The organism is Bdellovibrio sp. HCB288 (assembly GCF_047305935.1).
Taxonomy (GTDB): Bacteria; Bdellovibrionota; Bdellovibrionia; order Bdellovibrionales; family Bdellovibrionaceae; genus Bdellovibrio.
This window is the reverse complement of sequence record NZ_CP178619.1, coordinates 26,223-52,929: the sequence shown is the minus strand read 5'-3', so window position 1 is coordinate 52,929 and position 26,707 is coordinate 26,223. Positions and strand designations below refer to the sequence as shown.

At 47.3% G+C, this 26,707-nt stretch carries 30 protein-coding genes; 21 read left to right on the top strand and 9 right to left on the bottom strand.

Annotation, left to right across the window (positions count from 1 at the left end):
- Positions 1 to 49 precede the first annotated feature (49 nt).
- The 3 genes from ACLVWR_RS00260 (at position 50) to ACLVWR_RS00250 (ending at position 2,377) form a co-directional block, all read left to right on the top strand.
- Complete coding sequence (locus ACLVWR_RS00260; RefSeq protein WP_413581969.1) at positions 50 to 1,075, top strand: hypothetical protein; 1,026 nt, start codon at positions 50 to 52, stop codon at positions 1,073 to 1,075.
- A gap of 79 nt (positions 1,076 to 1,154) precedes the next feature.
- Positions 1,155 to 1,481, top strand: coding sequence for a thioredoxin (gene trxA / locus ACLVWR_RS00255; RefSeq protein ID WP_340596908.1), 327 nt, complete (start codon positions 1,155 to 1,157; stop codon positions 1,479 to 1,481).
- 173 nt (positions 1,482 to 1,654) lie between these two features.
- On the top strand, positions 1,655 to 2,377 hold the full coding sequence (locus ACLVWR_RS00250; protein ID WP_413581968.1) for a hypothetical protein: 723 nt from the start codon (positions 1,655 to 1,657) through the stop codon (positions 2,375 to 2,377).
- 70 nt (positions 2,378 to 2,447) lie between these two features.
- Here the strand turns inward: ACLVWR_RS00250 and ACLVWR_RS00245 are convergent, their stop codons facing one another.
- Positions 2,448 to 3,176, bottom strand: a complete 729-nt coding sequence (locus ACLVWR_RS00245) for a lytic transglycosylase domain-containing protein (protein ID WP_413581967.1) — start codon at positions 3,174 to 3,176, stop codon at positions 2,448 to 2,450.
- Between the two features lie 300 nt (positions 3,177 to 3,476).
- On the opposite strand from ACLVWR_RS00245, the gene ACLVWR_RS00240 reads away from it, so the two are divergent.
- Together ACLVWR_RS00240 and ACLVWR_RS00235 are read left to right on the top strand one after the other, a co-directional pair.
- Positions 3,477 to 4,982, top strand: coding sequence for a MerR family transcriptional regulator (locus tag ACLVWR_RS00240; RefSeq protein ID WP_413581966.1), 1,506 nt, complete (start codon positions 3,477 to 3,479; stop codon positions 4,980 to 4,982).
- Positions 4,983 to 5,105: 123 nt separating this feature from the next.
- Complete coding sequence (locus ACLVWR_RS00235) at positions 5,106 to 5,489, top strand: hypothetical protein (protein WP_413581965.1); 384 nt, start codon at positions 5,106 to 5,108, stop codon at positions 5,487 to 5,489.
- 61 nt (positions 5,490 to 5,550) lie between these two features.
- Here ACLVWR_RS00235 and ACLVWR_RS00230 read toward each other — a convergent pair whose 3' ends face one another.
- Entirely contained in the window at positions 5,551 to 6,312 is a 762-nt protein-coding gene (locus tag ACLVWR_RS00230) for a Mut7-C RNAse domain-containing protein (protein WP_413581964.1), read from the bottom strand.
- A 110-nt stretch (positions 6,313 to 6,422) separates the two neighbouring features.
- Here ACLVWR_RS00230 and ACLVWR_RS00225 point away from each other — a divergent pair, with 110 nt between their 5' ends.
- Positions 6,423 to 6,656, top strand: coding sequence for a hypothetical protein (locus ACLVWR_RS00225; RefSeq protein ID WP_413581963.1), 234 nt, complete (start codon positions 6,423 to 6,425; stop codon positions 6,654 to 6,656).
- A gap of 47 nt (positions 6,657 to 6,703) precedes the next feature.
- Here the strand turns inward: ACLVWR_RS00225 and rodA are convergent, their stop codons facing one another.
- The 4 genes from rodA to mreC are packed head-to-tail and all read right to left on the bottom strand — an operon-like array spanning position 6,704 to position 11,395.
- Positions 6,704 to 7,828 (bottom strand): rod shape-determining protein RodA, encoded by a 1,125-nt coding sequence (gene rodA, locus ACLVWR_RS00220; RefSeq protein ID WP_413581962.1) that lies wholly within the window; start codon positions 7,826 to 7,828, stop codon positions 6,704 to 6,706.
- 2 nt (positions 7,829 to 7,830) lie between these two features.
- Complete coding sequence (gene mrdA, locus ACLVWR_RS00215; RefSeq protein WP_413581961.1) at positions 7,831 to 9,825, bottom strand: penicillin-binding protein 2; 1,995 nt, start codon at positions 9,823 to 9,825, stop codon at positions 7,831 to 7,833.
- Entirely contained in the window at positions 9,822 to 10,358 is a 537-nt protein-coding gene (locus tag ACLVWR_RS00210; RefSeq protein WP_340596917.1) for a hypothetical protein, read from the bottom strand. Before ACLVWR_RS00210 ends, mrdA begins: the two co-directional genes overlap by 4 nt.
- Complete coding sequence (mreC, locus tag ACLVWR_RS00205) at positions 10,355 to 11,395, bottom strand: rod shape-determining protein MreC (RefSeq protein WP_340596918.1); 1,041 nt, start codon at positions 11,393 to 11,395, stop codon at positions 10,355 to 10,357. The genes ACLVWR_RS00210 and mreC overlap by 4 nt, the downstream gene beginning before the upstream one ends.
- Before the next feature lie 132 nt (positions 11,396 to 11,527).
- Here mreC and ACLVWR_RS00200 point away from each other — a divergent pair, with 132 nt between their 5' ends.
- The 8 genes from ACLVWR_RS00200 to ACLVWR_RS00165 all read left to right on the top strand — a co-directional run bounded on the left by ACLVWR_RS00200 (position 11,528) and on the right by ACLVWR_RS00165 (position 17,554).
- Positions 11,528 to 12,562 (top strand): SurA N-terminal domain-containing protein, encoded by a 1,035-nt coding sequence (locus tag ACLVWR_RS00200; RefSeq protein WP_413581960.1) that lies wholly within the window; start codon positions 11,528 to 11,530, stop codon positions 12,560 to 12,562.
- A gap of 4 nt (positions 12,563 to 12,566) precedes the next feature.
- A complete protein-coding gene (locus ACLVWR_RS00195; protein ID WP_413581959.1) occupies positions 12,567 to 13,205 on the top strand; it encodes a hypothetical protein in 639 nt (212 codons plus the stop codon).
- 97 nt (positions 13,206 to 13,302) lie between these two features.
- A complete protein-coding gene (locus ACLVWR_RS00190; protein WP_413581958.1) occupies positions 13,303 to 14,376 on the top strand; it encodes an endonuclease/exonuclease/phosphatase family protein in 1,074 nt (357 codons plus the stop codon).
- A gap of 70 nt (positions 14,377 to 14,446) precedes the next feature.
- On the top strand, positions 14,447 to 14,851 hold the full coding sequence (locus ACLVWR_RS00185; protein WP_413581957.1) for a hypothetical protein: 405 nt from the start codon (positions 14,447 to 14,449) through the stop codon (positions 14,849 to 14,851).
- A gap of 145 nt (positions 14,852 to 14,996) precedes the next feature.
- On the top strand, positions 14,997 to 15,338 hold the full coding sequence (locus ACLVWR_RS00180; RefSeq protein WP_413581956.1) for a hypothetical protein: 342 nt from the start codon (positions 14,997 to 14,999) through the stop codon (positions 15,336 to 15,338).
- 92 nt (positions 15,339 to 15,430) lie between these two features.
- A complete protein-coding gene (locus ACLVWR_RS00175; RefSeq protein WP_413581955.1) occupies positions 15,431 to 16,171 on the top strand; it encodes a TIGR02147 family protein in 741 nt (246 codons plus the stop codon).
- Positions 16,168 to 17,079 (top strand): hypothetical protein, encoded by a 912-nt coding sequence (locus ACLVWR_RS00170; protein ID WP_413581954.1) that lies wholly within the window; start codon positions 16,168 to 16,170, stop codon positions 17,077 to 17,079. The genes ACLVWR_RS00175 and ACLVWR_RS00170 overlap by 4 nt, the downstream gene beginning before the upstream one ends.
- A 10-nt stretch (positions 17,080 to 17,089) precedes the next feature.
- Positions 17,090 to 17,554 (top strand): hypothetical protein, encoded by a 465-nt coding sequence (locus tag ACLVWR_RS00165; protein WP_413581953.1) that lies wholly within the window; start codon positions 17,090 to 17,092, stop codon positions 17,552 to 17,554.
- Between the two features lie 112 nt (positions 17,555 to 17,666).
- Here the strand turns inward: ACLVWR_RS00165 and ACLVWR_RS00160 are convergent, their stop codons facing one another.
- A complete protein-coding gene (locus ACLVWR_RS00160; protein ID WP_413581952.1) occupies positions 17,667 to 18,071 on the bottom strand; it encodes a cytidine deaminase in 405 nt (134 codons plus the stop codon).
- Positions 18,072 to 18,092: 21 nt separating this feature from the next.
- Positions 18,093 to 18,662, bottom strand: coding sequence for a nucleoside triphosphate pyrophosphatase (locus tag ACLVWR_RS00155; RefSeq protein ID WP_340596929.1), 570 nt, complete (start codon positions 18,660 to 18,662; stop codon positions 18,093 to 18,095).
- An 81-nt stretch (positions 18,663 to 18,743) separates the two neighbouring features.
- Between ACLVWR_RS00155 and folE2 the strand changes: the two genes are divergently transcribed.
- The 7 genes from folE2 to ACLVWR_RS00120 all read left to right on the top strand — a co-directional run bounded on the left by folE2 (position 18,744) and on the right by ACLVWR_RS00120 (position 25,867).
- Positions 18,744 to 19,655, top strand: a complete 912-nt coding sequence (gene folE2, locus ACLVWR_RS00150; RefSeq protein WP_413581951.1) for a GTP cyclohydrolase FolE2 — start codon at positions 18,744 to 18,746, stop codon at positions 19,653 to 19,655.
- Positions 19,656 to 19,735: 80 nt separating this feature from the next.
- Entirely contained in the window at positions 19,736 to 20,236 is a 501-nt protein-coding gene (locus ACLVWR_RS00145; RefSeq protein ID WP_413581950.1) for a Fur family transcriptional regulator, read from the top strand.
- Between the two features lie 264 nt (positions 20,237 to 20,500).
- Positions 20,501 to 21,166 (top strand): hypothetical protein, encoded by a 666-nt coding sequence (locus ACLVWR_RS00140; protein WP_413581949.1) that lies wholly within the window; start codon positions 20,501 to 20,503, stop codon positions 21,164 to 21,166.
- 95 nt (positions 21,167 to 21,261) lie between these two features.
- Positions 21,262 to 21,507: a hypothetical protein gene (locus tag ACLVWR_RS00135; RefSeq protein ID WP_413581948.1), complete on the top strand. Its 246-nt coding sequence runs from the start codon at positions 21,262 to 21,264 to the stop codon at positions 21,505 to 21,507.
- Between the two features lie 119 nt (positions 21,508 to 21,626).
- Positions 21,627 to 22,064: a hypothetical protein gene (locus tag ACLVWR_RS00130; protein WP_413581947.1), complete on the top strand. Its 438-nt coding sequence runs from the start codon at positions 21,627 to 21,629 to the stop codon at positions 22,062 to 22,064.
- Positions 22,065 to 22,220: 156 nt separating this feature from the next.
- Positions 22,221 to 24,821, top strand: coding sequence for an excinuclease ABC subunit UvrA (gene uvrA / locus ACLVWR_RS00125; protein WP_413581946.1), 2,601 nt, complete (start codon positions 22,221 to 22,223; stop codon positions 24,819 to 24,821).
- Between the two features lie 14 nt (positions 24,822 to 24,835).
- A complete protein-coding gene (locus ACLVWR_RS00120; RefSeq protein ID WP_413581945.1) occupies positions 24,836 to 25,867 on the top strand; it encodes a DUF475 domain-containing protein in 1,032 nt (343 codons plus the stop codon).
- Here ACLVWR_RS00120 and ACLVWR_RS00115 read toward each other — a convergent pair.
- Positions 25,809 to 26,705, bottom strand: coding sequence for a DMT family transporter (locus tag ACLVWR_RS00115; RefSeq protein WP_413581944.1), 897 nt, complete (start codon positions 26,703 to 26,705; stop codon positions 25,809 to 25,811). The two genes, ACLVWR_RS00120 and ACLVWR_RS00115, sit on opposite strands and share 59 nt — an antisense overlap.
- Positions 26,706 to 26,707: the final 2 nt, after the last annotated feature.

Below are 26,707 nucleotides of genomic sequence, written 5' to 3'. Positions count from 1 at the left end.
CCAGTCTGCGGTTTGACCGAAGCTTAACCTTATCCGACAATAGATGGGTATGAGTAAAGTTCTTCTGGTGTATGAGGATTACGCGGATCTTATGAGCGTGGAGTCCACTTTGAAAAAAGTGGGTTTTGACGTCATTGGTTTGTCGAGCGAATACGCCGTCTCTGACCAAATTATCAGTTTCAACCCCGACGTGGTGATTGGTTCCGGAAAAGGAGCCAAGGTTTCCTCTTTGGGGGTTGGCAAACGTCTGAAAGAGATGTCCAGGTGGGGCGGCAAGGCTGTGCTTATTTTTCCGGCGAATTTCAAACCAGCGCCTCAGGATCTGATTAAGATCCGCGTTGATATGATTTTGGAGTCTCCTGTTGCGCCGCTGCGAATTGTCCAGGTGTTGGCAAAGCTTCTGGGGCAGGATGAAGGCGCTTTGTTGGAAAGGCTGAATAAGGCCAGCCATCTGGAAGCTACGGGTGCAAAACCTGGAGCTGTTCCGGTGGGAAGTGGCGTTAAGTTTGCCACGGATAAAGAGGCTATTTTCGTTAAAGGAACCTCTCCAGAAGATCAAGAAGCACCGGCTGGTGTTGGTTTTAATATCGATCAGGAATCTCAAGGTGAAGGTGTAGATTTCACGCTAAATAACGAAGAAGAGGCTGAAATTCCGCGCTTTAAGTTCGGCGCTAAGTTTCAGAAAGCGGATCAGGAATCCGACAGTGAAGCAGCCGAAAGCAATGAGTTTCCTGATGTCGATTTGAAGGCCTTGGAGCAAGAGCTTCTGGGGACGGGAACTCCAGAAGTGGAGCGCGTTGAGACGACACCTGTGCCCGCGGCCCCAGAAAAAACACGGGATGTACCGCCTTCCAAGGCGCGTCAGGATTTGGAAGCGGCATCAGCCAAGCTCGCGGAGCGGATGAAAAAATACGCAAAGCTTGTGGAGGATGTGAAAGTAGCTCCAGTTAGTACTATTTCTCGTGTGGAGTCCCGCAAGCGTCAAGTAGACATCGCGTCAGAGTGGGATAAGGAAAGCATCAAGGATCTCGATAAGTTGCGCCAAGATTTCGCAAAAGCCCTTTTTAAAAAGTAATTGCTCCTTTGGGGGCCTTGACTATAAGGTTTCCGTATTCAAATTAAGTATGGTAATTTGGTCTAATACGGAGGCCTTTATGGGCGTTAATACTACAGCAGTAACAGATGGTTCTTTTGAAACAGAAGTTTTGAATTCTTCTACTCCAGTTCTTGTCGATTTCTGGGCTGAATGGTGCGGTCCTTGCCGTGCTTTGGCTCCAAAATTGGAAGAAGTGGCAAGCGAGTTGTCTGGCAAAGTTAAAATCGTAAAAGTAAACGTGGATGAGAACCCAGCGACTCCATCCAAATACGGCATCCGCGGTATTCCGGCGATGTTGTTGTTCAAAGGTGGAAGTGAAGTGGGTCAATTGGTTGGTAACCATCCAAAAGACGCTATCGTTGATTTCTTGACGAAAAATACATAGTTCATACACGAACCTGTTTAAAAAAATTAAGATTTTAAAAGAGGGAGCTTTTTCAAGTTCCCTCTTTTTTTTTCACCAAAATTCATTCTTCCGGGTTTCATAGTGGCGAGATTCTTTGCATTGCCAACTATTCGTGGTAGAAATTGAATAGTTAGATTGGTGAATGGAACGTTATGATTGATACCGCTTTAATCTCTGAAAACCACAACGAATTGAACCTAGCAAAGGAGTCTTACCGACATTCTTTGGTTCAATTTCATTCTCTGCTGACAAAACCACGCGCACTGAAGGGTGATTACCCGGGGTTGGCTTTTGACCGTATGCCGGTTCAGCATCAGGCACCAGTTGCCCAGGCTCTGGCAGAGTGGGTTGATTTTTTCCAGATGCACTCCACGGGCGAAGTTATTTCGGAAAAGCAGTTCTTGTGGCGCTTTTTGAAGAGATTCCGTTTGAAGGCTCATCCGGATTTTTTCTCTTCTGTGGACGATGAAACTTGTTTTGAAGTTGTGAATACCGAAGGTCGCCAGACATTCCGTAGTATCTCTGTGATGGATTTTTGCAGTTATTCACTGGATGAGTTGGTTTCGACGCCGTGGTTTGAGTTGTTCAGTCGTGATCAAAATATCACGGATCGTTACCTGGAGTTCCAGGAGCATTTGACCAGCGGGACATTGGTGCATACGAATCTGGAAGGAATTATTCCGACTCACGATGTGTATGAGAACTTTGGATTCGACAAAATGGTTCTGACGATGAAGCCGCTTTATTTGTCTCCGATTTACGACATGGATGACAATGTGGTGGGAGTGATCAGTGCTATCAAGATTTTAAACTGCCGCAGTCGTCGCACGGAAAATAAAGAGCGTGCGATGGTTGAGCTGGCAGCGGTTAAGTAATTTAGCTTTAAGATTAAATGCAAAAAGCCCTTGGTTTTCACCAAGGGCTTTTTTGTTTTAAAGGTATATCCTAGTTTGTAGCCACTGTTGTGCGAGTAACTTCTGTGGTTGCAAGCTTCTTATAGAACTCACCGTAGTTTTTCATTACGCGAGAGTTGTATTCTGCTGGCATCACGTTTTTAGCTACCAGGCGGCGTACGTTTTTTGGGCCCATGTTGTAGGCGCTTACGTATTTGTTAGCTTTGCCTGGGAACTGCTTACGAAGGTAGTCCATGTAAGCGGCACCGATGCGCACGTTGGAAACCGGGTTTTGCAAAGTCTTTTTACCCTTCCAAGCGATACCGTATTTTTTAGCAATCCACTCAGCCGTGTCAGGCTTGATTTGCATCAGACCGATTTCACCGAAAGAACCCACGATCAAAGGATCGAATGAACTTTCAGTTTTAATGATGGCCAATACAAATACTGGATCCAAGTTATATTTATCTGACTCAGAGATGATGACACTGGAGATGTCACCAGCACGGTTTTTCCATTGCGGAGCCAGGTAACCCTGAACCTTGTCGTAGATCATCACATTAAGTGCGCTACGGCCCTCGATTTTTTGAGCAGCACTGCCTTTATAGCGTCCACCAAGAAGTTCCTTGGCGTGAGCTACGCGGGAAGCCTCGTTAACTGTTTCTACAAGCGGAAGCTTTAGAACCTTACTCCAGTCAACGAATTCGAAGTTATTAAACAGACCCATTACTAGAGTGGCGGTGACTAAAGCGAGTGTCGATTTGAGATGTTTCGTTTTCATTTCCCGTCCTCCTGTTACTGGTTAGGTAGTTCAAGGGTCGGGCCAACTGGTTAAGTCTGCGAAACTGTTGAAGTCCTTATTTGAGGCAGGAATCAGATGGAACGTGGGCGAATGTGAGGGTGGGGGTGTCTACCAATAACTCGACAGTGTCAGATCATTAGTTAGTCAAAACGAACCAACTTCTCACAATGAAACATCCCAAAAGGCGCCTGCCACTTTTTGGACACGCGGCGCGTTGTTGGCGAGTTTTTTTCTTTATTCTGCCCCAGGGGCAGGTTGGAGGCTTAATATCACGAGGTCATGATGAAGGATTGGTTGTCTGTAGGGGAATTTGGGAAAAAGACGGGGCTTAGTCATAAGGCTCTGCGGATCTATGAGGAAAAGGGGCTTTTAGTTCCCCATTCCCGTAGTGAGGGGCAGCACCGTGTTTACACCGAATCACAATTAGAGACGGCAAGGAAGATTGTTCAGTTCAAAGACTGGGGATTTTCCTTGGAGCAGATCAAGGTGCTTTTGATCGAAACTAGTGAGAGCACTTTGAAAGAACTTCTGGAGAGACGTCTTCAGGAGAGTCGAACTGCTGCGGTTTCTATTTCCCAACAGATTAATGCCCTGGAATCAGTATTGGCCTCCTTAAACTATGGTCACGAGCTGACCGAGCTTGAAAGGAGTCAGGTAATGGAAAATCTATTGGATAGAAGTGTTGGCAATTTGAAACGTCGAGGAGTAATTGATCAGGAGGCTCATGCCAGAGTCGAACGGGAAGTCTCTCTTTACTCTAAAGACAAAAAAGCCCTGGTCGCAGGAGTTCGCAACATCGTGGACTATGCAAAAGCGAATGATATTTTGCTGGGACCAGGCAGAGGAAATTCAGCCAGCAGTTTGGTTTTGTATTCGGAAGGATACGGGCACTTTAATCCTTTAAAGTACGGCTTGGTGCCGGAGTATTTTTCGGCAGCGAAAAGTATTTGGATAGATGTCGAATTTTCCCGCAGCAAAGAAATTGGCAAGATGGCCGATGACATTGCTAAAAATTCGGGAATTGAAGTCCTGGCATTTAAAAGTCCCGTCCTGGATATCTTGAAAGATGTTCAGGATCAGGTTGGCAAAATTGATTTTGATTCTTTTAGTGATGAAGATCCGATGATTCTTGGCGCACCGGCAAAGTTGGGTCTTCGAGGTCTTTACGGTGTCGAGTACGGCGAAAACTTTCACGCTTTTCAAGTATTGAGCGAAGAGAATAAAAAGAAATACTCGTTAAGCCACGTCAATTTCGATGAACTTTATGCCCCGCCATTTACATCTGTTCAGGACTTTATGGTTCGCACTAGTCTTCTCGGACAGCATAGAATGCATAAGCTGGATCTTTATAGCTCGCGCCGAGATGGTGACGTGGATCCAAAGTATCCAGAACTCAACGAAACACGGGGAGTGATGGTATTCCACGAAGACTGGGACCGAATTTTTTCCAGAGCCTCTGGAATTGAAATTACGGAATTGGCGGGAATCCGCAGACAAATCGTCGGCGAAATAATCGCCGGAAAAGAACCTGTTTCAGCGAATGAAGTCAGAATCAGGGTTAAGGACGAAAAAATAGCGAATTTCCTGTTGGAGCATGTGGATAAGAACTTTATGAAGGCGCATGCATTGACAACCTGGTGGTACTACAAGCGTACGGCTATTTTGAAGTCGCTATGGCCTAAAGAGTATTTAGCCGCAATAGAGCGCTGGGAGGAAAAGAACCAGATGTGGTGGATGGAATTTGGGCTTCCGATGAAAGATGGAATCGTTCACTTAAAGGCGTAAAAATTACCCAAAAACAGTGCGTTGGATGGATTTTTAGCTGGTCATAGGCTATCTCTAAGGGTTCAATATTTATACAAATAAAGACTCCGACGAAGTCGGAGTGGACACGACAGGAGATGGCCTATGAAATCACTTTTGGTTGCTTCCCTTTTGATGATCGCGACAAGCGCACAAGCTTCTTTTCTTTGCACAAGTAAAGAGATTCGTGATGATGGTAAACCAGCATACGGTATGACCGTGAATGAATCTGAAACGGTAAACACTCACGTGCAAATCGCTATCTGGGCAACAGGCCGTGCTTCTGAAGCTGAGCAATTTGAATGTGTTCGTGAATCCACAGATTACGGCAATGGTCGTACTTCTCAGTATAAATGCGAAGCGAATGGCGATAAAACTCTTCAAGTTTACGCGCAACGTTCCGGTCAAAGAATCTCTGCAACTGCTGATTTGAAATCTCCAGCAGGTCAGTTGATCCTTTCCAGCATGTACTGCAAATCCATCGAATAGTTTTCAGGAAAATTTTAAATCCAAAAAAAGCCGCACCGGAAACTGTGCGGCTTTTTTATTTTCAGCCAGCCAAAAATCTGACAACGCCGTCGCGCAGGTTTTTCATGCTCTCAAAATGACTGCCTTCCCAGTACACGCGCTGGCAGTCCGGACAGATAGAAAACTCACTGTATGTTTCGGCGACCAGGGGCGGGACCTGATCCAGAATTTGTTCTTTCGCGATGGGCTCCAGGGGCGTGTTGTCGTGAATGCAACGGGAGCACAGGTGAGTTTCGCCTCCCAGATCATAACGTTTCATCACTTCCATCAATTGCTCCTGGGGAATATCACTGCGAACAAAATAACCCCGATCCACTTCGCGTCGTTTTAACAGGTTGCGGTCGCGAGTCAGCAGCAGGCGATTTTCAAATTTTGAAATGCGCGCGATCTCCACATCGTCCTGCAACCAGCGATCATAAATTACATCAAAGCCCATCATGCGCAGCAGGTGGGCGAGCTTACCCAGATTCACGTCGACAATAAATTTGGGATCGTCACGTTGGTTACGCAAAGGATCCTGTCGCAGGAGTGTCACATCTCCGACATCGATTTCCTCAAACATCGGATAAACGCTGACTCGATCGCCGTCTTTAACCAAATATGTGAACGGGCGGCTATTGCCATTGACCAGAATCAGGTCGATCTCGGTGTGGGGGACTCCCAGGGACTCGATGGCATCCTTGACGGTGGTGGGCTGAAAAGTTTGAAAGATCACCTCTTGATGTCGATGCACCCGGGGCAGAAAATCATTCAGATCGTCATAGAATCTTATTTGCGCTTTCATATCTTAGATTTTATTTGGATTCTTATTCGTCCGCGAGACCTGTGCCAAAAGGCAAGTCTCTGCAAGCGGCTGGCTCTCACAGTATAATGGAAAGGTCCGTGGGAGGTTTTATGGCTGAAGCAGAAAAACAAAGTAAATTCTCAGGCAATTTTTCGACCGAAAAATTTGAAGATCCAGGCATCCCTCATCGTAAACCGGAAGCCGCTGCAGGTGTTCAGGAGGCTGGACTTAAGAAAGCAGCCGAAGGAGCGCATCCTGTTCCAACCGAATGGGATCAGCCGGATGGGGAGTATTCGGAAGTGATGGACAGTGAAGGGCATCGGGTGCGTATCAATCACTACTGATAAATAAAAAAAAGGCTTCGAGATGTCTCGAAGCCTTTTTGAAATGTCTAAAACAGGTATCTGCGGTAGGCGACGGAGGAGACTAATCCCAGGCCGGCCATCGTGGTTAACATACTGGAACCACCGTAGGACAAGAGCGGTAACGGAACCCCTACGATTGGCAACAGTCCGATAACCATTCCTAGGTTCACGAACATATGCCAGAAGACATAGCAGAGGACCCCCACCGTCAGGAGTGCCCCGAACTTATCCCGGGCATTCGTGGCTATTCGAATTCCCGTGATGAAAAGGTAACAGAAAAGACCGATAACCAAAATAGAGCCGACGAAGCCGTGCTCTTCTGAAAGAACAGAATAAATAAAGTCCGTATGGCGCTCTGGCAGGAACTCAAGCTGGGATTGTGTCCCTTTCATAAAGCCCTTACCAAAGAAGCGGCCGGAACCAACTGCGATCTTGGATTGAATCGAGTTATAACCAGTACCGCGCGGGTCACTTGTCGGGGAAAGGAAAGTCAAAACACGATTTTTTTGGTAGTCATGCAAAACGAATTTCCAGGCAATAGGAATTGCCACGATACCGGCGGCGATTGCCGTCACCACGATCCAACGACGAACCTTTGCAAACAAAACCATGGAGCTACCGATGGCTGCCAACATCATCGCCGTTCCCAAGTCGGGTTGTTCAACAACCAGCACGAAAGGAATCCCTAGAACGAACAAGGGGCCAAGCATCTCTTTGAAACCCATGCCCTGTCCGTGGGTTGTTTTGGTCGAAAGGATTTTTGCCATGAGCATAATCAGGGCAAGCTTCATCGTTTCAGAAGGTTGATAACGGAAAAATCCCAGATCAATCCAACGTTGCGCACCCAGGGCGACCTTACCAAAGAAGGTCACGTAAAGAATGGCTCCCAAGTTGAGGAAGTAAATGATTAAGGCAATTCGCGTGACGATCGCATAATCCAGGATGGTCATCACCAGGAAAACAGTCCAACCCACAACGAGCCACATGATTTGTGAGATAAACAGATTGGAAACGTCCACGGAGCTAGGACCATGGGTCGCGCTGTAAAGATTGATCAATCCGATGATGTTCAATCCCAGGATCACAGCGATAAAATTAATATCCAGTTTCTTGAAGAGCGTTCTCTCTTCAACGTGTAATGAGCTAAACACGATTACTCTCCCTCAGTCGTGGTCGCAGCTTCGACCTTTTTCTTATCGCCTTTTTGCTTCAGAGCATTGGCGATGATATCCGGATGGTATTTTTGGAAGTAGGCATTGTAAATGTCGCGGGCAATAGGAACACCGCCGGTATTACCGTGGCAAGAGTGCTCTGCCAATACCGCTACGACGATTTCCGGGTTGTCAGCCGGTGCATAGGATACAAACCAACCGTGATGTCGCATGTGAATCGGGCGAGCCGTACAGCTGGCATGGATCTGATCCGCAGAGAAACCCATGACTTGAGCTGTACCGGTTTTTCCGGCGAATTCAACGCCTGGAACTTTCCAGTAACGAGCTGTGCCACGAGGACCATTTGCCACCAGGCGCATGCCTTCCTTCACAACTTTGAAAGTGTCAGCGGAAACCTTGATGCCGTTAGGCTGAGTCTGCTGAAGATCACGAACCACTTGCGGGAAGTTTTCACGCAAAACTTTTCCATCCTGATCCAGGACTTTGCGGATGATGAAAGGCTTCACAACTTTTCCTTCAGTCGCAATAGTATTGTAGGCGATCGCCATGGAAATTGGAGTTGTCGTAACGAAACCCTGTCCGATGGCGGTGCTTAGATTTTCCCCGGGCTGCCATTCTTCACCGACGGCGGATTTCTTCCATGCAGAATTCGGCATGATGCCGGCCACTTCACGGCTGAGTTCGATGCCGGTTTTTTGTCCGATACCCATCGGATTGATGTAGTCGTACATTTTATCAACACCCAGTGCGATACCCATTTTATAGAAGAACACGTTCGAGGATTGTTCAATCGCCTGATAGACCGTGATATTACCGTGACCCTGCTTCAAAGAGTCATGGTAAGGGCGACGACCGAAGTAAAACACCCCTGGTGCCGGCACGATTGTGGCTGGCGTGATCACTTTTTCACTAAGAGCTGCGACGGCCACCAATGGCTTAAATGTCGAGCCCGGTGGATTGTGATCCTGGATGATTTTATTGCGTAGCGGTTTGAACGGATCGTTGATCAGGCGAGACCATGTGCCCGGTGTAATTCCCGTCGAGAACTCATTCGGATCAAAGGATGGGGCGGAAACCCACGCCAAAACTTCGCCGTTTGTTTTCATAACCAGGATACTGCCGATGTGACCACGATTGTCGATGCCGGTCACAGTGAAGGCTTTGTAAGCGGCTTCTTGAATTTCCCGGTCAATGGTCAGGACGGCATTGTTACCGTGAACAGGAACCTGATCGCGGATTTGCTCACCATAAATATTAGGAGTCTGAGTCACGGCTTCGCGACCATGGGCATCGACCTGAATGAAGCTGATACCATCAGTTCCGCGGATGTCGCGTTCCAATGTTTCCTCAAGGCCGCTCTTACCAATTATGTCACCTTGGTCAAACTTGATAAAGTCTTTGTACTGTTCGTTGAAAATAGGGATCTGACGTTTGGAAATCTCGCCCACATAGCCGAATAGCTGCGCGCCGTTCTCTCTCAGTGGATAGTAGCGAACGATGGACTCACGGATTTCAAGCCCCGGAGTGTCCAGACGAACGCGTTTCAGACGGAAGACTTCCTCGCGGCTTAAGTTTTCTTTCAGGCGAATTTGCGCGAACGGACCATTTTGACGGCGGCTCTTTTGGACTTTCTGAATGACCTTTTCAGGTTCCATTCCCAGAATTGGACCAATGGTTTTTGCCAGATCCGGAAGCGCTTCAATATATTGAGGCGTCAACAGGACTTCAAAGCCCGGAAGGTTTTCCACCAGGACTTTGCCATCACGATCCAGCATCAGACCACGGGGAGCCGTGATCTTGTTTTGTTTAATACGGTTCTTCTCCGAGAATTCTCGGAGTTCATTTCCAGAAACAATTTGTAGATACCACAGACGCATTGTCAAAACGGTGAAAGTCAAAGCGATCACTATGTAGAACATGCGATAACGGCTGTGATATTCCTTAGCCTCATCAGGATTGCTGACGTAAGTACTCATAGATCCAATCCTCCCGGCTCATTCATAAGCTCGTCCTGCGTGAGCTTGTCTATTCTAGCCAGGATCCAATACATCGGAAGGGCGAACGACGGTGTCAGAATGATCTGCACCAGGCGGTCGACAATCTCGAAACTTGCAGGGTTTTTCTCCAGCACCATGGAGAGAAGAAAGTAAATCAGGTGATAAGCCACTGCCGAGAAACCACACATAATTGTATAGTATCCAGCGCCACTCCAAAAGACGCGACTTTTGATTCCATAGACCAAGGTAAATAAAATCAAAAGTGAGAACAGCATCATTTTAAGAGGCATGGCTGTGAATATGAGCAAAATCGCACCCATCGCGTAAATCGTGAAGATCGCCGGGAATGGTTTGCGATAAAGAGTCAGATACACAATCAGATTCAGCCACAATAAAGGAGCAGGCACGTTTCCGAAGAACTGAAACCACAATGTGGTTTGAATGCCTGCCACCAAAAGCAGGATCGTCAGAAAAATGAAAAAATTCAAAGTCGCGTTCCAGCGGATTTTCACTGTTGAGACTCCTGAGGTTTAGCAGCTGGAGTCGGAGACGGCTTAGGTGAAGTAGCCGGAGATGCAGCCGGAGTCGCTTCCGGTTTTTTCAAAGTGGGAGTTGTCGTTGTTGCCGGTTGATTGACTGGTGGAGCCGTGGTTCCAGGAGTCGGAGCGGCCAAAGCGGCAGCTTCTTCGGCACTGAGAGCGGCTTGCGGAGCAAACTTATCGCCAAAGTCCTCTTTGGAGGAATCGAGAATAATAAACACCTCTTCAACTTTGTAAGGGTCCACAACCGGGCGCAAATCCACTTTCAAAGAAACACTGAAGGTCTTTCTTTCAACGGATTCAACGATCGCAACAGGGAAACCTTTCGGGAAGATATTATCCAGGCCACCGGTGACAACCAGGTCACCTTCTTTCACGTCTTCCGTGCGCTCGACATATTTAAGAGCACAGATGGATTGGCTTTTGCCCTCGACGATCCCGTGGGCACGAGTGCGTTGAACAATACCATCAACCACGGCGTAGCGGTCGGTGATCAACATAACGTGAGCCGTGAACGGTTCAGGTTTAAAGATATAACCCAGTACGCCCGCGGTCGTGATTACGGCCATGCCGCTTTTCAATCCGTCATTGGTGCCTTTGTTGATCGTGACAGTGTTGTGGTCAATCACCAGGTCGCGGCCGATGACTTGCGCTGATGTCAGCTTCATTTTGGTGGTTTGCTTAAACTCCAGCAAGCCACGCAAACGATCATTTTCGATTTGCAGTTCATTCATGGATTGCAGGCGGCTTTGCAATTCATTGTTCGTGCTGTGCAGCTGCTCGCTTTGTTTCTTGATATTAATCAAGTCCAAGTACATGGCTGTTGTGTCCTTGACGCCGTGGCTGAAGCCGAAGAACGTTTCGGACACAGCGCTACCCAGCATGCTGAAAGGTTTCACCAGCCAGTGAGATTCTTGAGGACGTTGCTGCATGTTGATGGAAATGAGTGGCAAAGCCAAAACGATTCCGATGAGCACCAGTTTTTTGAGATCAAAGTTGAAAAAGTTCAAATGTCACCTACCTAATACTTTCCAACGCTATCAAAAGAGTTAAGGAATTCAACAATTTCCCCTTGAAAAAAAATAAAAATAGTTGGGTAATGGAGCGGCTTGTTTTGAAGATTGTTTCAGGAAGGAATATTTATGAGCGAAAATTTGGCAGATAAGATGAAGAGAAAGCTCAGTGCAAAGAGCACTGTCGCGATGCTTGTATTCGGTGCGATCATTCTTACTTTCGTGTTCACAGGGACTCATGGCGGAATGAGCCTGGGTGTTGGTTCTGTAGCTCGTGTAAACAACGCGTTGATCTCAGTTGCTGACTTTCAAAACGAAGAAAACCGTGTTTCTGAATACTACAAATCGATCTTTGGCGATCAAATGGACTTTGGCTCTCAGCGTCAGCTGCTTCGTCAGCAAGCTATCGAGAATTTGATCCGTATGGAGCTGGTTTCCCAAGCTGCTCAAAGCGAAGGCATTTTGGCGACTGACGCAGAAGTACGCGACTTTATCGTTAAAGATGTGCCTTTCTTCCAGCAAAACGGTCAATTCCAACGTGAGTTCTACAATCGTTACTTGGAAGGGACTCGTACATCTCCAGGTGATTTCGAAAATAAAATCAGAAAAGACATCTCCAATATCCGCACGCGTCACTTGTTTGAGATCGCAAGTCGCACATCCGCTGCTGAAGCTGCAAAAATGCAGGAACTTCGTGGCAGCAAAATCAATGTGGCTTTCGTAAGAATTGACGAAGAAGCTGTGACAAAAGCGATGACTAAGGAAAAAGCTGAAGCTGCTATCAAAGCATTGGATGAAGCTTTGGCTAAAGGTGACGACGCGGCAGTGAATGCTCAGTTGAAAGAACTGAAAGCAACTTGGGATGAAACTGGTTTCGTTGAAGTTGGAGCGGATTCTTTCCCGAAAATCACAAGCCGTGTGGCAACTGACTCAATCTTTGAGTTGAGCAAAGCACAGCCGACGTTGAAACGTCTGGTTCGCGATGGCAACCAAAAGTTCGTTTTGAAATTGAAAGAGGTTAAAATGGAAAGTGCGAAAGCACTGGAGCCAATGACTCTTGAAATGGCGCAAAAACGTCGTGGCGATGGCATGTTTGAGACTTGGATCAACCAATTCCGCAAAGACTCTCACGTATCAATGAACAAACAAGTATTGGAAATGTAAACCAATGCTTCAGTTCGTACGAGAAATTCCTGTTTCCATCGTACTTCAATCAGCCTCGTCCGCAAGACGGGGCTTTTTGTTTAAGATGGCGGCTGGTTTTTCAAAACCTGTCAATCCCATGTCTGGTATGACCGTCAATTTGATGGTGGTGGATGAGTGGTTGGCTAAATTGAAATCGGACCTTGAGAGTTCGGTTTTTGAATCAAAGTCCGATAGCTTGAGTCATGCCTTTGCTGAAGTGATGGCAGTGGCAAGATTGAATCTTATCGAACAATGTGAATCCGAAGAAGCCCAGCTGATCAGTCTTTCTTTCAGGGAAGAACGGGGATGGGGCTTTAGTTGGCAACATCTGCAATCACCGCAAGTGATGACCGTTTCGCACGGACACTTTCTGGAAGCATTTTTGCAGAACGCAGCTGATTTCGGATTGCTGAAAGTGGAGTTGCTCTGGAATCGGGTTGCCGAGTGTGAAGCCGATTTTTCGCATGAGGGATTCAAATTGCTAAAATCTTTGAGTGCACGAAACCTGACTGAGCTTTCCCAGAAGCTTGCACCTTTGAAAGAATTTCGTCTTTCCAGTGGCAGTTTTTTGCAGGAAATACACATCCAAAACCTCTCTGGCCAGTATAGTTTAAAGCTCTAAAAGCATATATTCGACTCGGGCTGACTCTTTGCATTTTATGTCGATTCTTGCCTGAAACCATGAGCATACTCCCCGGGAAACTTCGGGGGGAGTGTTCATGAAAGCATGGATTGGCATTTTGGTGATGTTATCAGCGACTTTGTCTCGCGCAGAGATGGGTTTGTCTCCTGTGCAAACGCCGCAGTTTTGTATGCAAAACTTTAACGCCTACGGTCCCATTTATGCTCCGGATACTTATGAGCGCATGGAGTGGATTGGTTCTCTGTTGCAGGCAGCACCTCGTTGCGGTGTGATTCAGCTTCAGGAAGTTTGGAACAGCTCCAATATCGACCAAATTGAAAATGCTCTAAAGTACAACTATCAAATCAGTTCTCCTAATCGTAATAATAAAATTGGAGTGATGTCCTTGTTTGATGGCGACATCAAGGGCGCATGGACTTATCAGTTCAGAATCAACAATCTGGGTGGATTTCTGGATGAGATCCGCGAAACCTTTGGTGTGACCAAGGCTTTTCACATTGTTCAGACCCGACTTCCGGGAATTGGCGAGGACTTTTACTTCGTAAACACTCACTTGCATCCCACCAGTACGGAAATTCGCATCACCCAAATCCTGGATATCTTGAAGTGGCGCCTGCAAAATCCTTCTTTGAAAATGTTGATGTCTGGGGATTTCAACGCCAACGAAAAGTCTTTTGAACGTGACTTTATGATGGTAGTGATGGGACTTCATGATTCTTTCGCAGACGCTTTGGGGGGCAGCTATCCTCCGGGTTATTGCTCGTACTGTGAAACCAATCCTCACAGCTGGATGCCAGGTAATCACATGCTGGATTATATTTTCGTCTCCAATGCCGGCGGGGCAAACTCCAAAATTCAGGCGGTGGCGGGGGAGCTTAATATGCGAGGCCCTTTGCGTGATCCATTGTCAGATCACTATGGTGTGCGCGTGAGCTTTAAGCTGGTGCAAGATGGTGTGGATTCCTTGACGGGTTCTCAGTGGATTCAGCGCCGTGATAAGGTTCTGGCCGTGCTATCCCAGGCTCAGCAGATTCTGGTCTCTTATGATGATGGTGATTTGGATCCCTATATTGCTGAAATCCAAGGCCTAAGTGAGCAGATTCAGAGCCAACAGGGCCCTTACTATCAATATTTTGGACAGTTCCGATAGATATTACAGACGGGGGCCCAATCGCCCTGTTTCATGATAAGTTCCAGTCGATCTACTTAAGGAGATATCCATGAATAAAGCTCTTTCTATGCTTGCGGTATTGGCAGTTTCTGCGTTCACTTTCTCTGCAAATGCAGATGTTAAAAAGCCTACTTTGGTTTGTAACTTCACTGAACCATTTATCCAAATCGTCGTTTTGGCTAAAACTCAAACTATCGGTACAGTGGGTGACCATGTAGCTTTGCGTTCTCCAGGTGAAGACACTGTTATGGGTGCTATCGAAAGCACGTCTGTTAAAGGCGGTGTGAACACTTGGAAGTTGTCTGGTGAAGGTCTTGATCAATACGTGCTTGATATCGTTTTCGGCAAAAAAGGCAACGACGGTATGTCTGACAAAGAGTATGAATTCGAAGGCATCCTAAGAACACCAGACGACCAATTCGTCCTTTACGGCGGCTGTGACCTGGTTAAATAGTTAAATTAAGGCTGGAGAGATCCAGCCTTTTTTTATGCGTTCTGATGCGGCAGTTTTGCCGCACTTTGCGGCTCCAAAGTTGGATTTTCATCTCTTCCAGCTGTTACATTTCTTCTGAAGTTAAACCGAACCTTCAGGAGTATCCATGAAATATCTTATTCTTCTTTTTAGTCTTTTGGCGTCCGCGGTCGTTTCTGCTCAACCCATTGATGATGATGTAAAAATCCTGGCGGTGACATGCCATGAGTTGCGTACCGAAAACTATATGTATGCAAGCGTTGGAAGAGCTCAGGTTCAGGGGGCGTCTGGGAATCGATTTGCTTTGGAGTTGTGGGTGGACCGCTTTGCCGAAGGCGCCGATATCTATGCGGATAAGCTATGCAAAGACCTAAAGCAGGCTCTGAAAGAAAACACACTGGTCGAAGTTCGATATGATCTGTGGTTGGATTCCAACGACACTCTTCAAAAATATATTGTGGCTGAGTAAAACCCGGTGAAAATTTACATCTGCGGCACTTCTGCCGCAGATTGCGGCAAAATAAGTGGAAAATGAGTCAATTACCTATTAAAAGCATCCCCATGTTAATCAATCATCTACAGTCGGTTTTTGCAGAACGCAGTCGCAAGAACCCTTCTTATTCACTCCGAGCTTTTTCCAAGTCATTGGACATGGACTCTTCGACATTGTCAGCACTTCTAAGCGGCAAGCGTCCGATGACCACGAAAACAGCGATGAAGATCATCGATCGTCTGGAGATCAATGAGCCTTTGCAGGTACAAAAGCTATTGATGGGAGTCCTGGGGGCAGAGGACGCCCCTCAGTCCTATTCAGATATTGATTTGGATTCTGCGGAAATGATCAGCTCGTGGGAGCATTTTGCGATTCTGGCAGTCCTGGAATTGCCAAAGGCAAAAACAGACACAACCTCCATCGCCAAGCGCTTGAACATTCCTATGGGAGTCGCGTTGGAATGCCTGGTTCGCTTGCAAAAGCTGGGGTTGGTCGCAAAAGACACAACTCAGTGGAAGCTGACCGGCAATAACATGTCCACACCCAAGAATATCCCGAGCTCGAAGATCCGCGAGGGTCATCGTCAGTTTATTCATAGAGCGATCGAGTCCTTGGAAAGTCACTCGGTCGATCAGCGTGATATTACAGGTATCACCATGGCGATTAATAAAAAGAAGATTGTTGAAGCCAAAAGTCTGATCGAGGACTTCAGGCGCCGATTGTCTGCGTTTCTAGAGACGGGGCCTCGCGATTCTGTGTATAGATTGAACGTTCAATTGTTTCCTTTAACTCAGGAGAACCAGAAATGATGAAGCGAACCACATCGCTGCTCATAATGGCGATCCTTCTTTTCTCTGTTGTTTCTGCAGATCTGGCAGTGGCAAAAACTCCCGTTGGGAATTTGCGTGCTCGTCCGATTACGTGGGCCATGAGAGATGGATGGGATCACGGCAATGCAGGGGATTCCTTTGCTGCCGAATTTATCATGACAGCCAAGGATTTGGTTCAACATCTGAAAACCCTGCCAAGCACGGAACTCAAGGGCTTCAAAATCGAAACCTTGATCGGTGCGATTGAAACCACTACGGTGCGCAGTGAGCCGGTGCTTTACTACGAAGACGGCCGCGAAGTAGAGGGTATTAATAAGCCAGAGCAAAAGTTAATCCTGATCAATCGTCGCATGTGGCGTGAAAATCGCGTCGAAACCGAGACGTTGCATCGCTATACATTCGTTTTGCACGAATACCTGTGGATTATGGGTATTGATGATACTCAGTACAAGGTTTCAGCACCCATTGTCGCTTTGTTGCCAGTGAAAAACTATGACCCATCGAAATGGTGGAATCCGTTGAATCCGGTCAACTATTTGACGTTGAACCTGATCTACAACAGTGGTGGTTGCTCCCTTGAAGGTGCTTCTTTTAATTTGGCGAAGACCGAAGAAATGGTCATGGTCGAAACCAAAGGTGACTGCGGTGACGACTATAGAAAAGTGGTCATTGCCAAGAGCTCGTTAACGGCCCCTCCGTCATCCAATGCGCGTGGTACTTTCCATCGTTATCAAGTCGCGGTGTTGGATCGTGATGGCAGCAATTTGGGTCAGCTGACTTATGAGCCCGAGTGGGGTCGTTGCCTGGGGCCGCAAACAGGGGCGTGTGCATCGTCTGGTAAAATGCTGGTCGGTGGTGTTGAAATTATTTTTTGGTTAAGACCGTAAGGATACTTGTATGAAATTGAATTTATTTGTTCTTTTGACGGCATTGATGATGACTCCCAAAGTATTTGCTTATTCTGCTTGTGTAGGCGAAACCTATCAGGGAAAAATCGTGATTGTGGAAATCATCACGGATGGCCCTTTGGCAAAAGCGCAAAGTGGCGTTGTCACAGTCGCTGAGGCGGGTGTAGGCAAATACACTTACCAACTGAAACAAGATGAAATCGCCCAGTACTTTGAAGGTGGCGACACAAATACCGCGATGGTGGGTTTAGCCGCTTATCAAGCCGGCAATAATCCGGTGTGGATCATGTATCGTGGAATCAACTATCACGGTGACCTGGTTGCAGTTCTTCGTGATCCCGCCCGCGTAAAGCAACCCGGCAATGAAATGCGTGTATGGCGCGGCCCAGGCTACCCAGCCGATCAACAAAGCCAATTTACCGACGTAGTCTGCAACTTCTCTTTGGAGCAATAACCCAAAAGGTACGAACCCACCGTCAGCATATATTGAAATCTTCCAAGCCCTGCACAACCAGCAGGGCTTTTTTTGTAGTGGAGAAAGTGTGTCCGTACCTTTTACGTACCTTTTAGTCCAAATGTTTTGGAGTGAAGGCCTCTGGAAAGATTTCGCCAAACTTGAAAGTCTTCATTTTACCAGAAAGATTCGCTGTGTAGATAACAGTCTCTTCGCTACCGAACTCCGCGATCACCTGGCGACAGAATCCACACGGTGGCCATGGTTTGTCAGCATCACTGATCACCATCACTTCTTTGACAGACTTTGAAGAGCCCTCGCTGACAGCTTTCCATAAAGCCACGCGCTCAGCGCAGACCGTTCCGCCGTAAGAGGCGTTTTCGACATTGCAGCCGTTAAAAATTTGACCATCCGCCATCAAAACAGCAGCACCGATATGGGCGCCAGAGTAAGGGGCATGGGCACGTTTTTGTGCAACACAAGCGGCATCGTATAGTTTCTTTTGCATGTCGTTCATAGGTGACTCCTGAAAGTGCGCTTAAAGCGGACTACAAGTCTCTAATATTTTGCTCAATTCAATCAAGGGTAATCCTTGGATGGCCGTAAAATCCTGGGATTCGATTTTGGAAAACAGCATAATTCCGTGCTTTTCGATCTTATAGCTTCCGGCGCAGTCCGTCGGCATGTCCAAATCGACATAGCGTTCAATTTGTTCGCGGCTCATGGACTTCATGTGCATGCGGGTGATGTCGGTGTAGGGGATCGCTTTTTCGCCGTCGAAAACACAGATGGCCGTGACCAGTTCATGGGTTTTGCCCTGCATGCTTAATAATTGCTCAATGGCCTTTTCGCGAGTGTGCGCTTTGCCAATAATCCGGCCCTCAAAAGAGACCAGCTGATCCCCGCCGATGACGACTTTTCCTTCACCTTTAAGGCTGGCCGCTTTAAGGCGCGCTAGATGCTCCGCCAAGGCGCGGGGAGCCAATGACGGGTCTTTCTCTTTATCTTCATCAATGAGGGGAGGTTGTGCAGTAAAAGGCACAGCCAAACGAGAGAGAAGTTCTTGTCTGTACTTGGAAGTTGAAGCCAGGATCAGTTGCTTTTTCATGTTATCGGTTATATTTCATTTTGGCTGTAAAAACTATAAAAACGGAGTCTTTACAGGGATTTTGCGGTAGAAGGCTGAGCTATGACGAACAAACATCTTCCAGACGTCGCTAAGGAAACTCATACAGAAAAATTCGCTCCCATTGACTGGGTGGGTATGGGTTCCATCGAACTTCCGATTTTGCTGAAACAAGCAGACGGTGTGTACCGTATTCCTGCGCGCGCCGACGCAAAAGTCAGCCTTGATAAAAAACCTTCTCGTGGCATTCACATGTCGCGCTTGTATTTGATCACTCAAGAGACATTGTCCAAAAACGAAATGTCCCTGGGGTTGCTAGGACAGGCGACGGACGAGTTTTTAAAAACTCACGAAGAACTTTCCACTCAAGCTTTGGTGCAAGTTCAGTTTGAAGCACCGTTGGTGCGCAAGGCTTTGAAGAGCGCAAACCAAGCATGGCGCTCGTATCCGGTGGTGCTTTCTGCTTTCAACGAGAATGGTGTTAAGAAGTACTTCGTGGAAGCGGTGATCACTTATTCTTCCACGTGCCCGGCTTCTGCGGCACTTTCCCGTCAGTTGATTCAGGATAACTTCAAACAACAATTCGGTTCAGACTCTTTGGATTTTGACGTGGTTCACCAGTGGTTGGGAACAACTCAAGGAATCGTGGCAACTCCACACGCACAACGCAGTTTCGCTCGCGTGAAAGTGGAAGTCGGTCCGAACTATGACTATGCAAAAATCATCGATGTGATCGAGGACGCTTTGCAGACGGCAGTTCAAGGTGCTGTGAAGCGTGAAGACGAGCAGGAGTTCGCACTTCGCAACGGCCAGAACTTGATGTTCTGTGAGGACGCAGCACGCCGTGGCAAAGAGGCCTTGGATAAACAGAGCGATATTCTGGATTACGTGGTTGAGTTCAGCCATGTGGAGAGTTTGCATCCGCATAATGCAGTTTCCCATATCTCGGCCGGGAAAAATTTACGTACTTTTTGAAATCTAAGTGATAATGATTGTCAGAACTATGGACTTTAACCCGCCGGGCGTCCTATATATCTTTGTTCGAGGAGCCACGAATGGGTAGAGATTCAGTACCAGTTTTACCAAGACAACATGATGAAGACATCGTGATCCATCACGATCCATTTGATGAGGCTGAACTTAAAAAGATCATTCGTGCGTTGAACCTTAAAGTCACCAGCCAACGTATGGCGATCCTTAAAACTCTTCACGAAGGCCGTCGCCACGTAACAGCTCAAGAGCTTTACGAAAAATTGGCGAAAGACCATCCTGAAATCGGTTTCGCCACTGTTTACCGCTTCCTTCGTACATTGACTGAAGGCGCTTTCGTCACTGAAGTGCGCATGGGCGGTTTGCCAGCTCGTTATGAACTAACTCCTAAAGGTCACCATGACCATCTGACTTGCGTGAAGTGCGGTAAGATCTGCGAATTCGAAAATCGCGCGATCGAACAACTTCAGGAAAAAGTCGCGAACCAATTCGGCTTCGCACTGACTCATCATATTCTGGAACTATACGGCGTCTGCCCAGACTGCCAAGCCAAAGCGGGCCGCTGAAAAGCACCCATCTGACTGCGTTGTCGGGTATGCACTTGCTCTTCGGCGTACATTGAGTACGCCTGCGTGGCAGCGCATTCCCTCCGCCTTGCATATGGGCACTTTTGAGCGGCCCTTATTTTTTGGTTCTTTCAAAAGGTGCCTGCCGGTTTTTTGGGATGCGGTGCGGAACCGATGTCGGTTCTGCAATGCGTTTTTATTAACAGTTGAGTTGGGATTGGGTTTTGCAGAGACTGCCTGTGTCTGTTTGCAAAGGATCCCGTTTTGTCAGTTGAAAGTCTTTACCAACATTTTTTTAAACCTGAAGTGCGCAAACAAGGCCAAGAAGAATTTGCTGCCGGATTGGCGGTACTTTCTGTTGCCGGGGATGCGCGAATTGAAGGTTATGTAAAGGCATCCAAGCCGGTAAAGGTTTTGTTTGTCGCAGAAAGCATTGCGAGCAACACCTTCACGGTGGATTGCATGTGCTCTTCGGCGGCGAAGGGGACTTTCTGTAAGCACATCTGGGCGATTCTATTGCAAACTGAGAAAAAGCATTCGGACTTTTTAGATTCAAAAACGAATCTGGAAAAGGGATCCTTGTTTGAGGTGGTTGAGTCACCATTCAAGGCCAAACAAGCAGAGTTCAAAAAAATCCAATATCAAAAGCAAAAAGAGCGCGCGAAAATCCAGCGCCAGGAAATCAAAAAAAAAGCTAAAGGAATTTCCAGCAAAATAGCTTCGGGAACGACGTTCTCCCAGGATGTGAATGCAGCTTTTGAGTTTTTCTCCTTGAATGGTTTTCCCATGGAGAATGCCTTGGATGAAGAGGCGTTGAAGAACGCCAAAAAGGTTCTCGCTCGGGTATTTCACCCGGACAAAGGCGGAACGCATGATGAATCGGTGATTTTGAATCAGCACTATCAAATCCTGATGGACTATTTAAACTAAGAGGCTCGAGGTTTTTTCTGATGTCACATTGACCCCAATTTGTCTGGCATGCGGGTTGCTATAGCGGTTCTCACAATTCTAAAAGTGGAGAACTTATGAAAATTAATAATATGTTTCTGGCTGCGGCTATCGTTTTGGCTTCAACTCAATCATTTGCAGCAAGTGTTTGCACCCTAAGCCGTAATTACCACAGCTGTGATGGCAAACAAGTAGCGGCCGATCCGATTAAATCACTGAACACAACAGGGATCCTTCAAGACCTCGCGAACCGTGGGTATAAAATCGTATCCGTAAACACTCTGAGCGCTACAGACGTTTACTACACCTTGGTAAAAGAATAGTTTAGATGGTCGGAGTATCTGTCCCCACCCCATAGGGTGGGGCGGTGTCGTGCTTTTAAATTGACGAAAGCCACTTGAGTAGCCCATTGTGTCGGCATAACAACGCTCGAGGAGAGTTTATGAAGTCAGTTACTGAATTTCCATATTTCACATTGAACACAGGTCTTGCTGCTAAAAAAGAATTGGCAGATAAAGCTCCTGAAGAAATCCAAGCTGCGCTTGGCGAAAAATTCAAATTCGAAGGTGAAAAACTGACTCACTTCATGCATGCCCTTGAAGTTGCAGCGACAAACTCTGGCGCAAATCTTCGCCGCGTCCTAGTAGTCACTTTCGCTGAAGGCGAAAAAGTACCTGCTAAAGCAATTCAAGCAGAAGCTTTCCACTATGTTCCTGACTTTGTTCCAACTGCTAAGCCAGCAGCTGAAGCTCCAACTGGTAAAGGTGGCCCTCGTAAGGGCGGCGGTAAAGGTGGCGATAAAAAAGGCGGTTCTCCATGGGGTATGTCTCCTGAAGAATTGGCTGCTAAAAAAGGAAAAGGCGCTGCTGCTAAAGCTTAAGTCTTTGTACTTTAAAAGTTACCGAAAAGGGGACGCTCGAAGCGGCCCCTTTTTTTGTGAGTAGGATACGAATGTTGCCCAAAGACACTCTTGATGCGCCAAGGCGTTGGGCCAGAAAGTTGTGCGGTTTGTTTAACAGGCGTACAATTTCAAGCTATGTCACAAGCTGAAGATGGAATCGTAGTAAAAGGCGCCAATGAACACAATCTGAAGAATGTCAGTGTGACCATTCCTCGGAACAAAATCACCGTGTTCACGGGGCTCAGTGGCTCCGGAAAATCCTCTTTGGCTTTTGATACGGTCTATGCCGAAGGTCAACGTCGTTACGTTGAAAGTCTTTCCGCCTATGCTCGTAACTTTTTGGAGCAACTTAAAAAGCCCGAAGTCGATTCCATCACCGGCCTGTCGCCAGCAATCGCCATAGATCAAAAATCAGTCAGTAATAATCCGCGTTCGACGGTGGGCACAGTCACTGAAATTTATGATTTCCTGCGCTTGCTTTATGCCAAAGTGGGCGTGCCCGAATGTCCAACACATCATATTCCGGTCAGCTCGCAAACTCCGCAGCAGATTATTGATGAGGTCGCAAAGAAAGGTCAGGGAGCAAAGTTTTATGTCTTGGCCCCCATGGCATCTGGAAAAAAAGGGGAGTTTTTAGCTGAGTTCCAACGCTGGGCTAAAAAAGGTTTCGTTAAAGCCAAAGTCGACGGAAAAATGATCGACCTTGATAAGGCCACCAAGCTTGCGAAAACCAAAACCCATGACATCGACCTGGTCGTGGATCAATTGATTTTGAAAGACTCCCTGAAGCTTCGCCTCAGCGAAAGTATTAATACCGCACTTTCCATGGCAAATGGCCGTGTGATTATTGAAACGTTGGATGGCAACCGAACGAATTATTCCCTGCATTCTGCGTGTCCAATTTGTGGTTATAGCTTTCCGGAAATAGAACCACGCATGTTCAGCTTCAACAATCCACGCGGCGCCTGTCAGACCTGCAACGGCCTGGGGACTTTGGATTTGGTGGAAGAGGAATCCTTTTCTGATGGTGAAGTGGGCGGAAAAAAACTTGATAAAGTGGTTTACAAATACAAAGGCAAGAAAACTTCTGACGAGGACGATGAAGAAGGCGAGGACATGGTTCTGCATGACTGCCCCGATTGTCATGGCTCCCGCTTAAGACCCGAAGCCTTGAATATCAAGGTCGCCGAAAAAACAATTTCTGAGATGGCAACCATGAGCGCTGCTGATCTGCGTGAATTTGTTGGCGATATCAAGTGGACTAAAAAGAACGAAATCGTGGCGGAAAAGATCACCAAACAAATTTCGGATCGTTTGGATTACCTGATTCGTGTGGGAACAAGTTATCTGTCGATGAATCGCTCTTCGCGCACATTGTCGGGTGGGGAAGCACAGCGTATTCGTTTAGCCAGTCAGTTGGGATCCTCCTTGATTGGTGTATTGTATGTGATGGATGAGCCCAGTATCGGTTTGCATCCGCGCGATCATCATCGTCTGTTGGATATCATCGGTGAGCTCAAGGAGCGTGGAAACACGATCCTTTTGGTGGAGCATGATGAAGACACTATTCGCTATGCGGATTTTGTGGTGGATCTGGGACCTCGTGCAGGTCGCCTGGGTGGCGAAAAAATGGCGCAAGGCACTCCGGAGGAGCTGGAAAACAATCCCAACTCTCTGACCGGTAAATACCTCAAAGGCGAAGTGCGCATTCCTGTGCCAAAAAAACGTCGCACAGGCAATGGCCAGTTTCTTGAACTCAAAGGTGCGACGGGAAACAATCTGCAAAACGTGGATTTGAAAATTCCACTGGGAACTTTGACTGCGGTGACCGGGGTTTCTGGTTCCGGCAAATCGACGTTGATCATCGATACTCTTTACAAGATTTTGGCGCAGAAGTTTTATAAAGCTCTGGCGGAACCGGCACCGTTTAAGAAAATCGAAGGCCTGGATAAAATTGATAAAGTCATTGATATCAATCAGCGCCCTATCGGGCGTACGCCGCGCTCCACGCCAGCGACCTACGTGGCTTTGTTTCCGATGATTCGTGATCTGTTCGCCAATCTTCCGGATTCAAAATTGCGCGGTTATGAACCCGGAAGATTCAGTTTCAACGTTAAGGGCGGCCGCTGCGAAACTTGCATGGGGCACGGGCAGATTCGCGTGGAGATGCACTTTTTAAGTGACGTGTTTGTGACCTGCGATACCTGTTTGGGAAAACGCTACAACCGCGAGACTTTGAACATTAAGTACAAGGAAAAGTCCATCGCCGATGTGCTGGATATGAGTGTGGGTGATGCGCTGGAGTTTTTCAAAAACCACAGCCACATCCATCGCAAGCTGGAAACTCTTCACAGAGTCGGTCTGGATTACATGACCCTGGGGCAAAGCTCGACAACTTTGTCGGGCGGTGAGGCACAACGGGTGAAGCTGTCCAAAGAGCTGTCACGCCGCGGAACCGGAAAAACTCTGTACATTTTGGATGAGCCAACGACGGGTTTGCATTTTGATGACGTTAGAAAGCTTGTCGAACTGCTGCAGGAATTGGCAGATCAGGGTAATACTGTCCTGGTTATCGAACACGCGATGGAAGTGGTAAAAACCGCCGATCACGTGATTGATTTGGGACCTGATGGTGGCAAGTACGGTGGGCGCATTGTCGCGGCCGGAACTCCTGAAGAAGTCGCTAAAATTAAAGACAGCGAGACCGGAAAGTTCTTGAAAAAGATCCTTAAATAGAATTACGTGGTGGAATGCTTAAATATTTCACTGGTTCAATTATAATTACGATTATTGGTTTAATTGCGTCTTTCTTCGTCGGTCAATATTACGGCGGAACGGTGGCTGCGGGCTTGCAGGCTTTGTTCATCGCTTCAGTGTTGGCGGTCCTTGAAATTTCACTTTCATTTGATAATGCCATCGTGAATGCGACGGTTCTTAAAGACATGACCCCGGTTTGGCGTCATCGCTTTTTGACCTGGGGTATGTTGATCGCGGTCTTCGGGATGCGGTTGGTATTCCCTTTGGCCATCGTCGGAGTCATGGCTCATATCAACCCTTGGGATGCCCTGGTTATGGCGGCGACACGTCCGGATGAATATGCGGCGTTGATGCTAGCGGCCCATTTGGAAGTCGCGGCCTTCGGTGGCGCTTTCTTGCTGATGGTGGCGTTAAGATTCTTCTTTGATGCAGAAAAAATCGAACACTGGGTGTCGTCAGTCGAAAAACCCATGTCGTTTTTGGGACGTATTGAAGCCATTGAAATCGGTGCCGCGTTAATCATCCTGATCACGATCTCTCATTTTATGCCGCAGCAAAACGAAGCTCACGCCTTCCTGAAAGCTGGTTTGGCAGGGTTGATCGTTTTCGTCGCTGTCGATGGTATCGGTGCCTTCATGGAGGCCTCTGAAGAAACTATGCACAATGTGCACAAAGCCAGTGCTGCAAGCTTTCTGTATCTGGAAGTACTGGATGCATCCTTCAGTTTTGATGGTGTCGTGGGTGCGTTCGCGATCACGCACAACCTTTTCATCATTATGATTGGTCTTTCCATCGGCGCATTCTTTGTCAGAAGTTTGACGATCATGTTCGTGGAAAAAGAAGCCCTGGCAAAATTCGCATACCTTGAGCATGGCGCTTTTTACGCGATCTTTGTGCTTTCGATGGTGATGCTAACTGCGCCGTTCCTGCACATTCCTGAGTGGGTGACGGGTCTTTCTGGCGCGATTATTCTTGGGATTGCTTTCCTGTGGTCTTTGAAGAAGGGTCCGCAAGAATCTGCATAGCCGAAGCTGCCATGATAATCAGAGCGCCGAAAGCCTGAAACCAGGAAAGGCGCTCTTGCAGCAGTAAAAATCCAAACAGTGCCGCAAACGGGGATTCCAGCAGGAAAATCATACTCGCTGTAGAGTCCGATAAAACCTTTTGCGCCCTGATCTGAATCGAAAAAGCAATGATACTGGATCCCAAACCCAGCATTGCAACTCCGGCCCAAGCCTCCCACGGAGCTGTCATGTTGACTGATTTTTGCGTCAGTAACAGTGGACTTAGCAGAAGTAAAACCCAGATCGACTGAAAGTTGTTAAAGCGAAAGGCATTGTCCACTTTGTGGGTGATTCTGCCGATGTAAATAATATGTCCCGCTGCCAGTACGGAGCAGGCCAGTGTCCAAAGGTCTCCGGTGTTAACGTCCGTGACATTCGCATCCATCAACACGAAGGTTCCCGCTAAGGCAACAAAAGCCAAAGCATAATTCAGCAGGCTGCTGCGGGTTTTGAAAATCAGTGTGTTGAGCAAAGGCACCAGAATCACATAAAGACTGGTGATGAATCCGCTTTTGGTGGCCGTGGTGTATTGCAGTCCGATCGTTTGCAGGATCAGCATGCCGCCCAAAAAGAATCCTGCCGGGAAAGCCTTTTTAAAGTCTGACCTCATGGAGGGTAGGCCTGCAGGTCTGAAATACAGGTAGATCAACTCCCCGAATACAGAGGCGATCAAAAAACGATAGACCATCGCTTCAACCGGTGAGAACGCGCGAAGGGCAAATACGGTCGCGACAAAGCCAAAGCCCCAAAGAGCTCCGGCCAGAATCAATTCAAGGGCTGCGCGATTTTTCGTCAGCACAA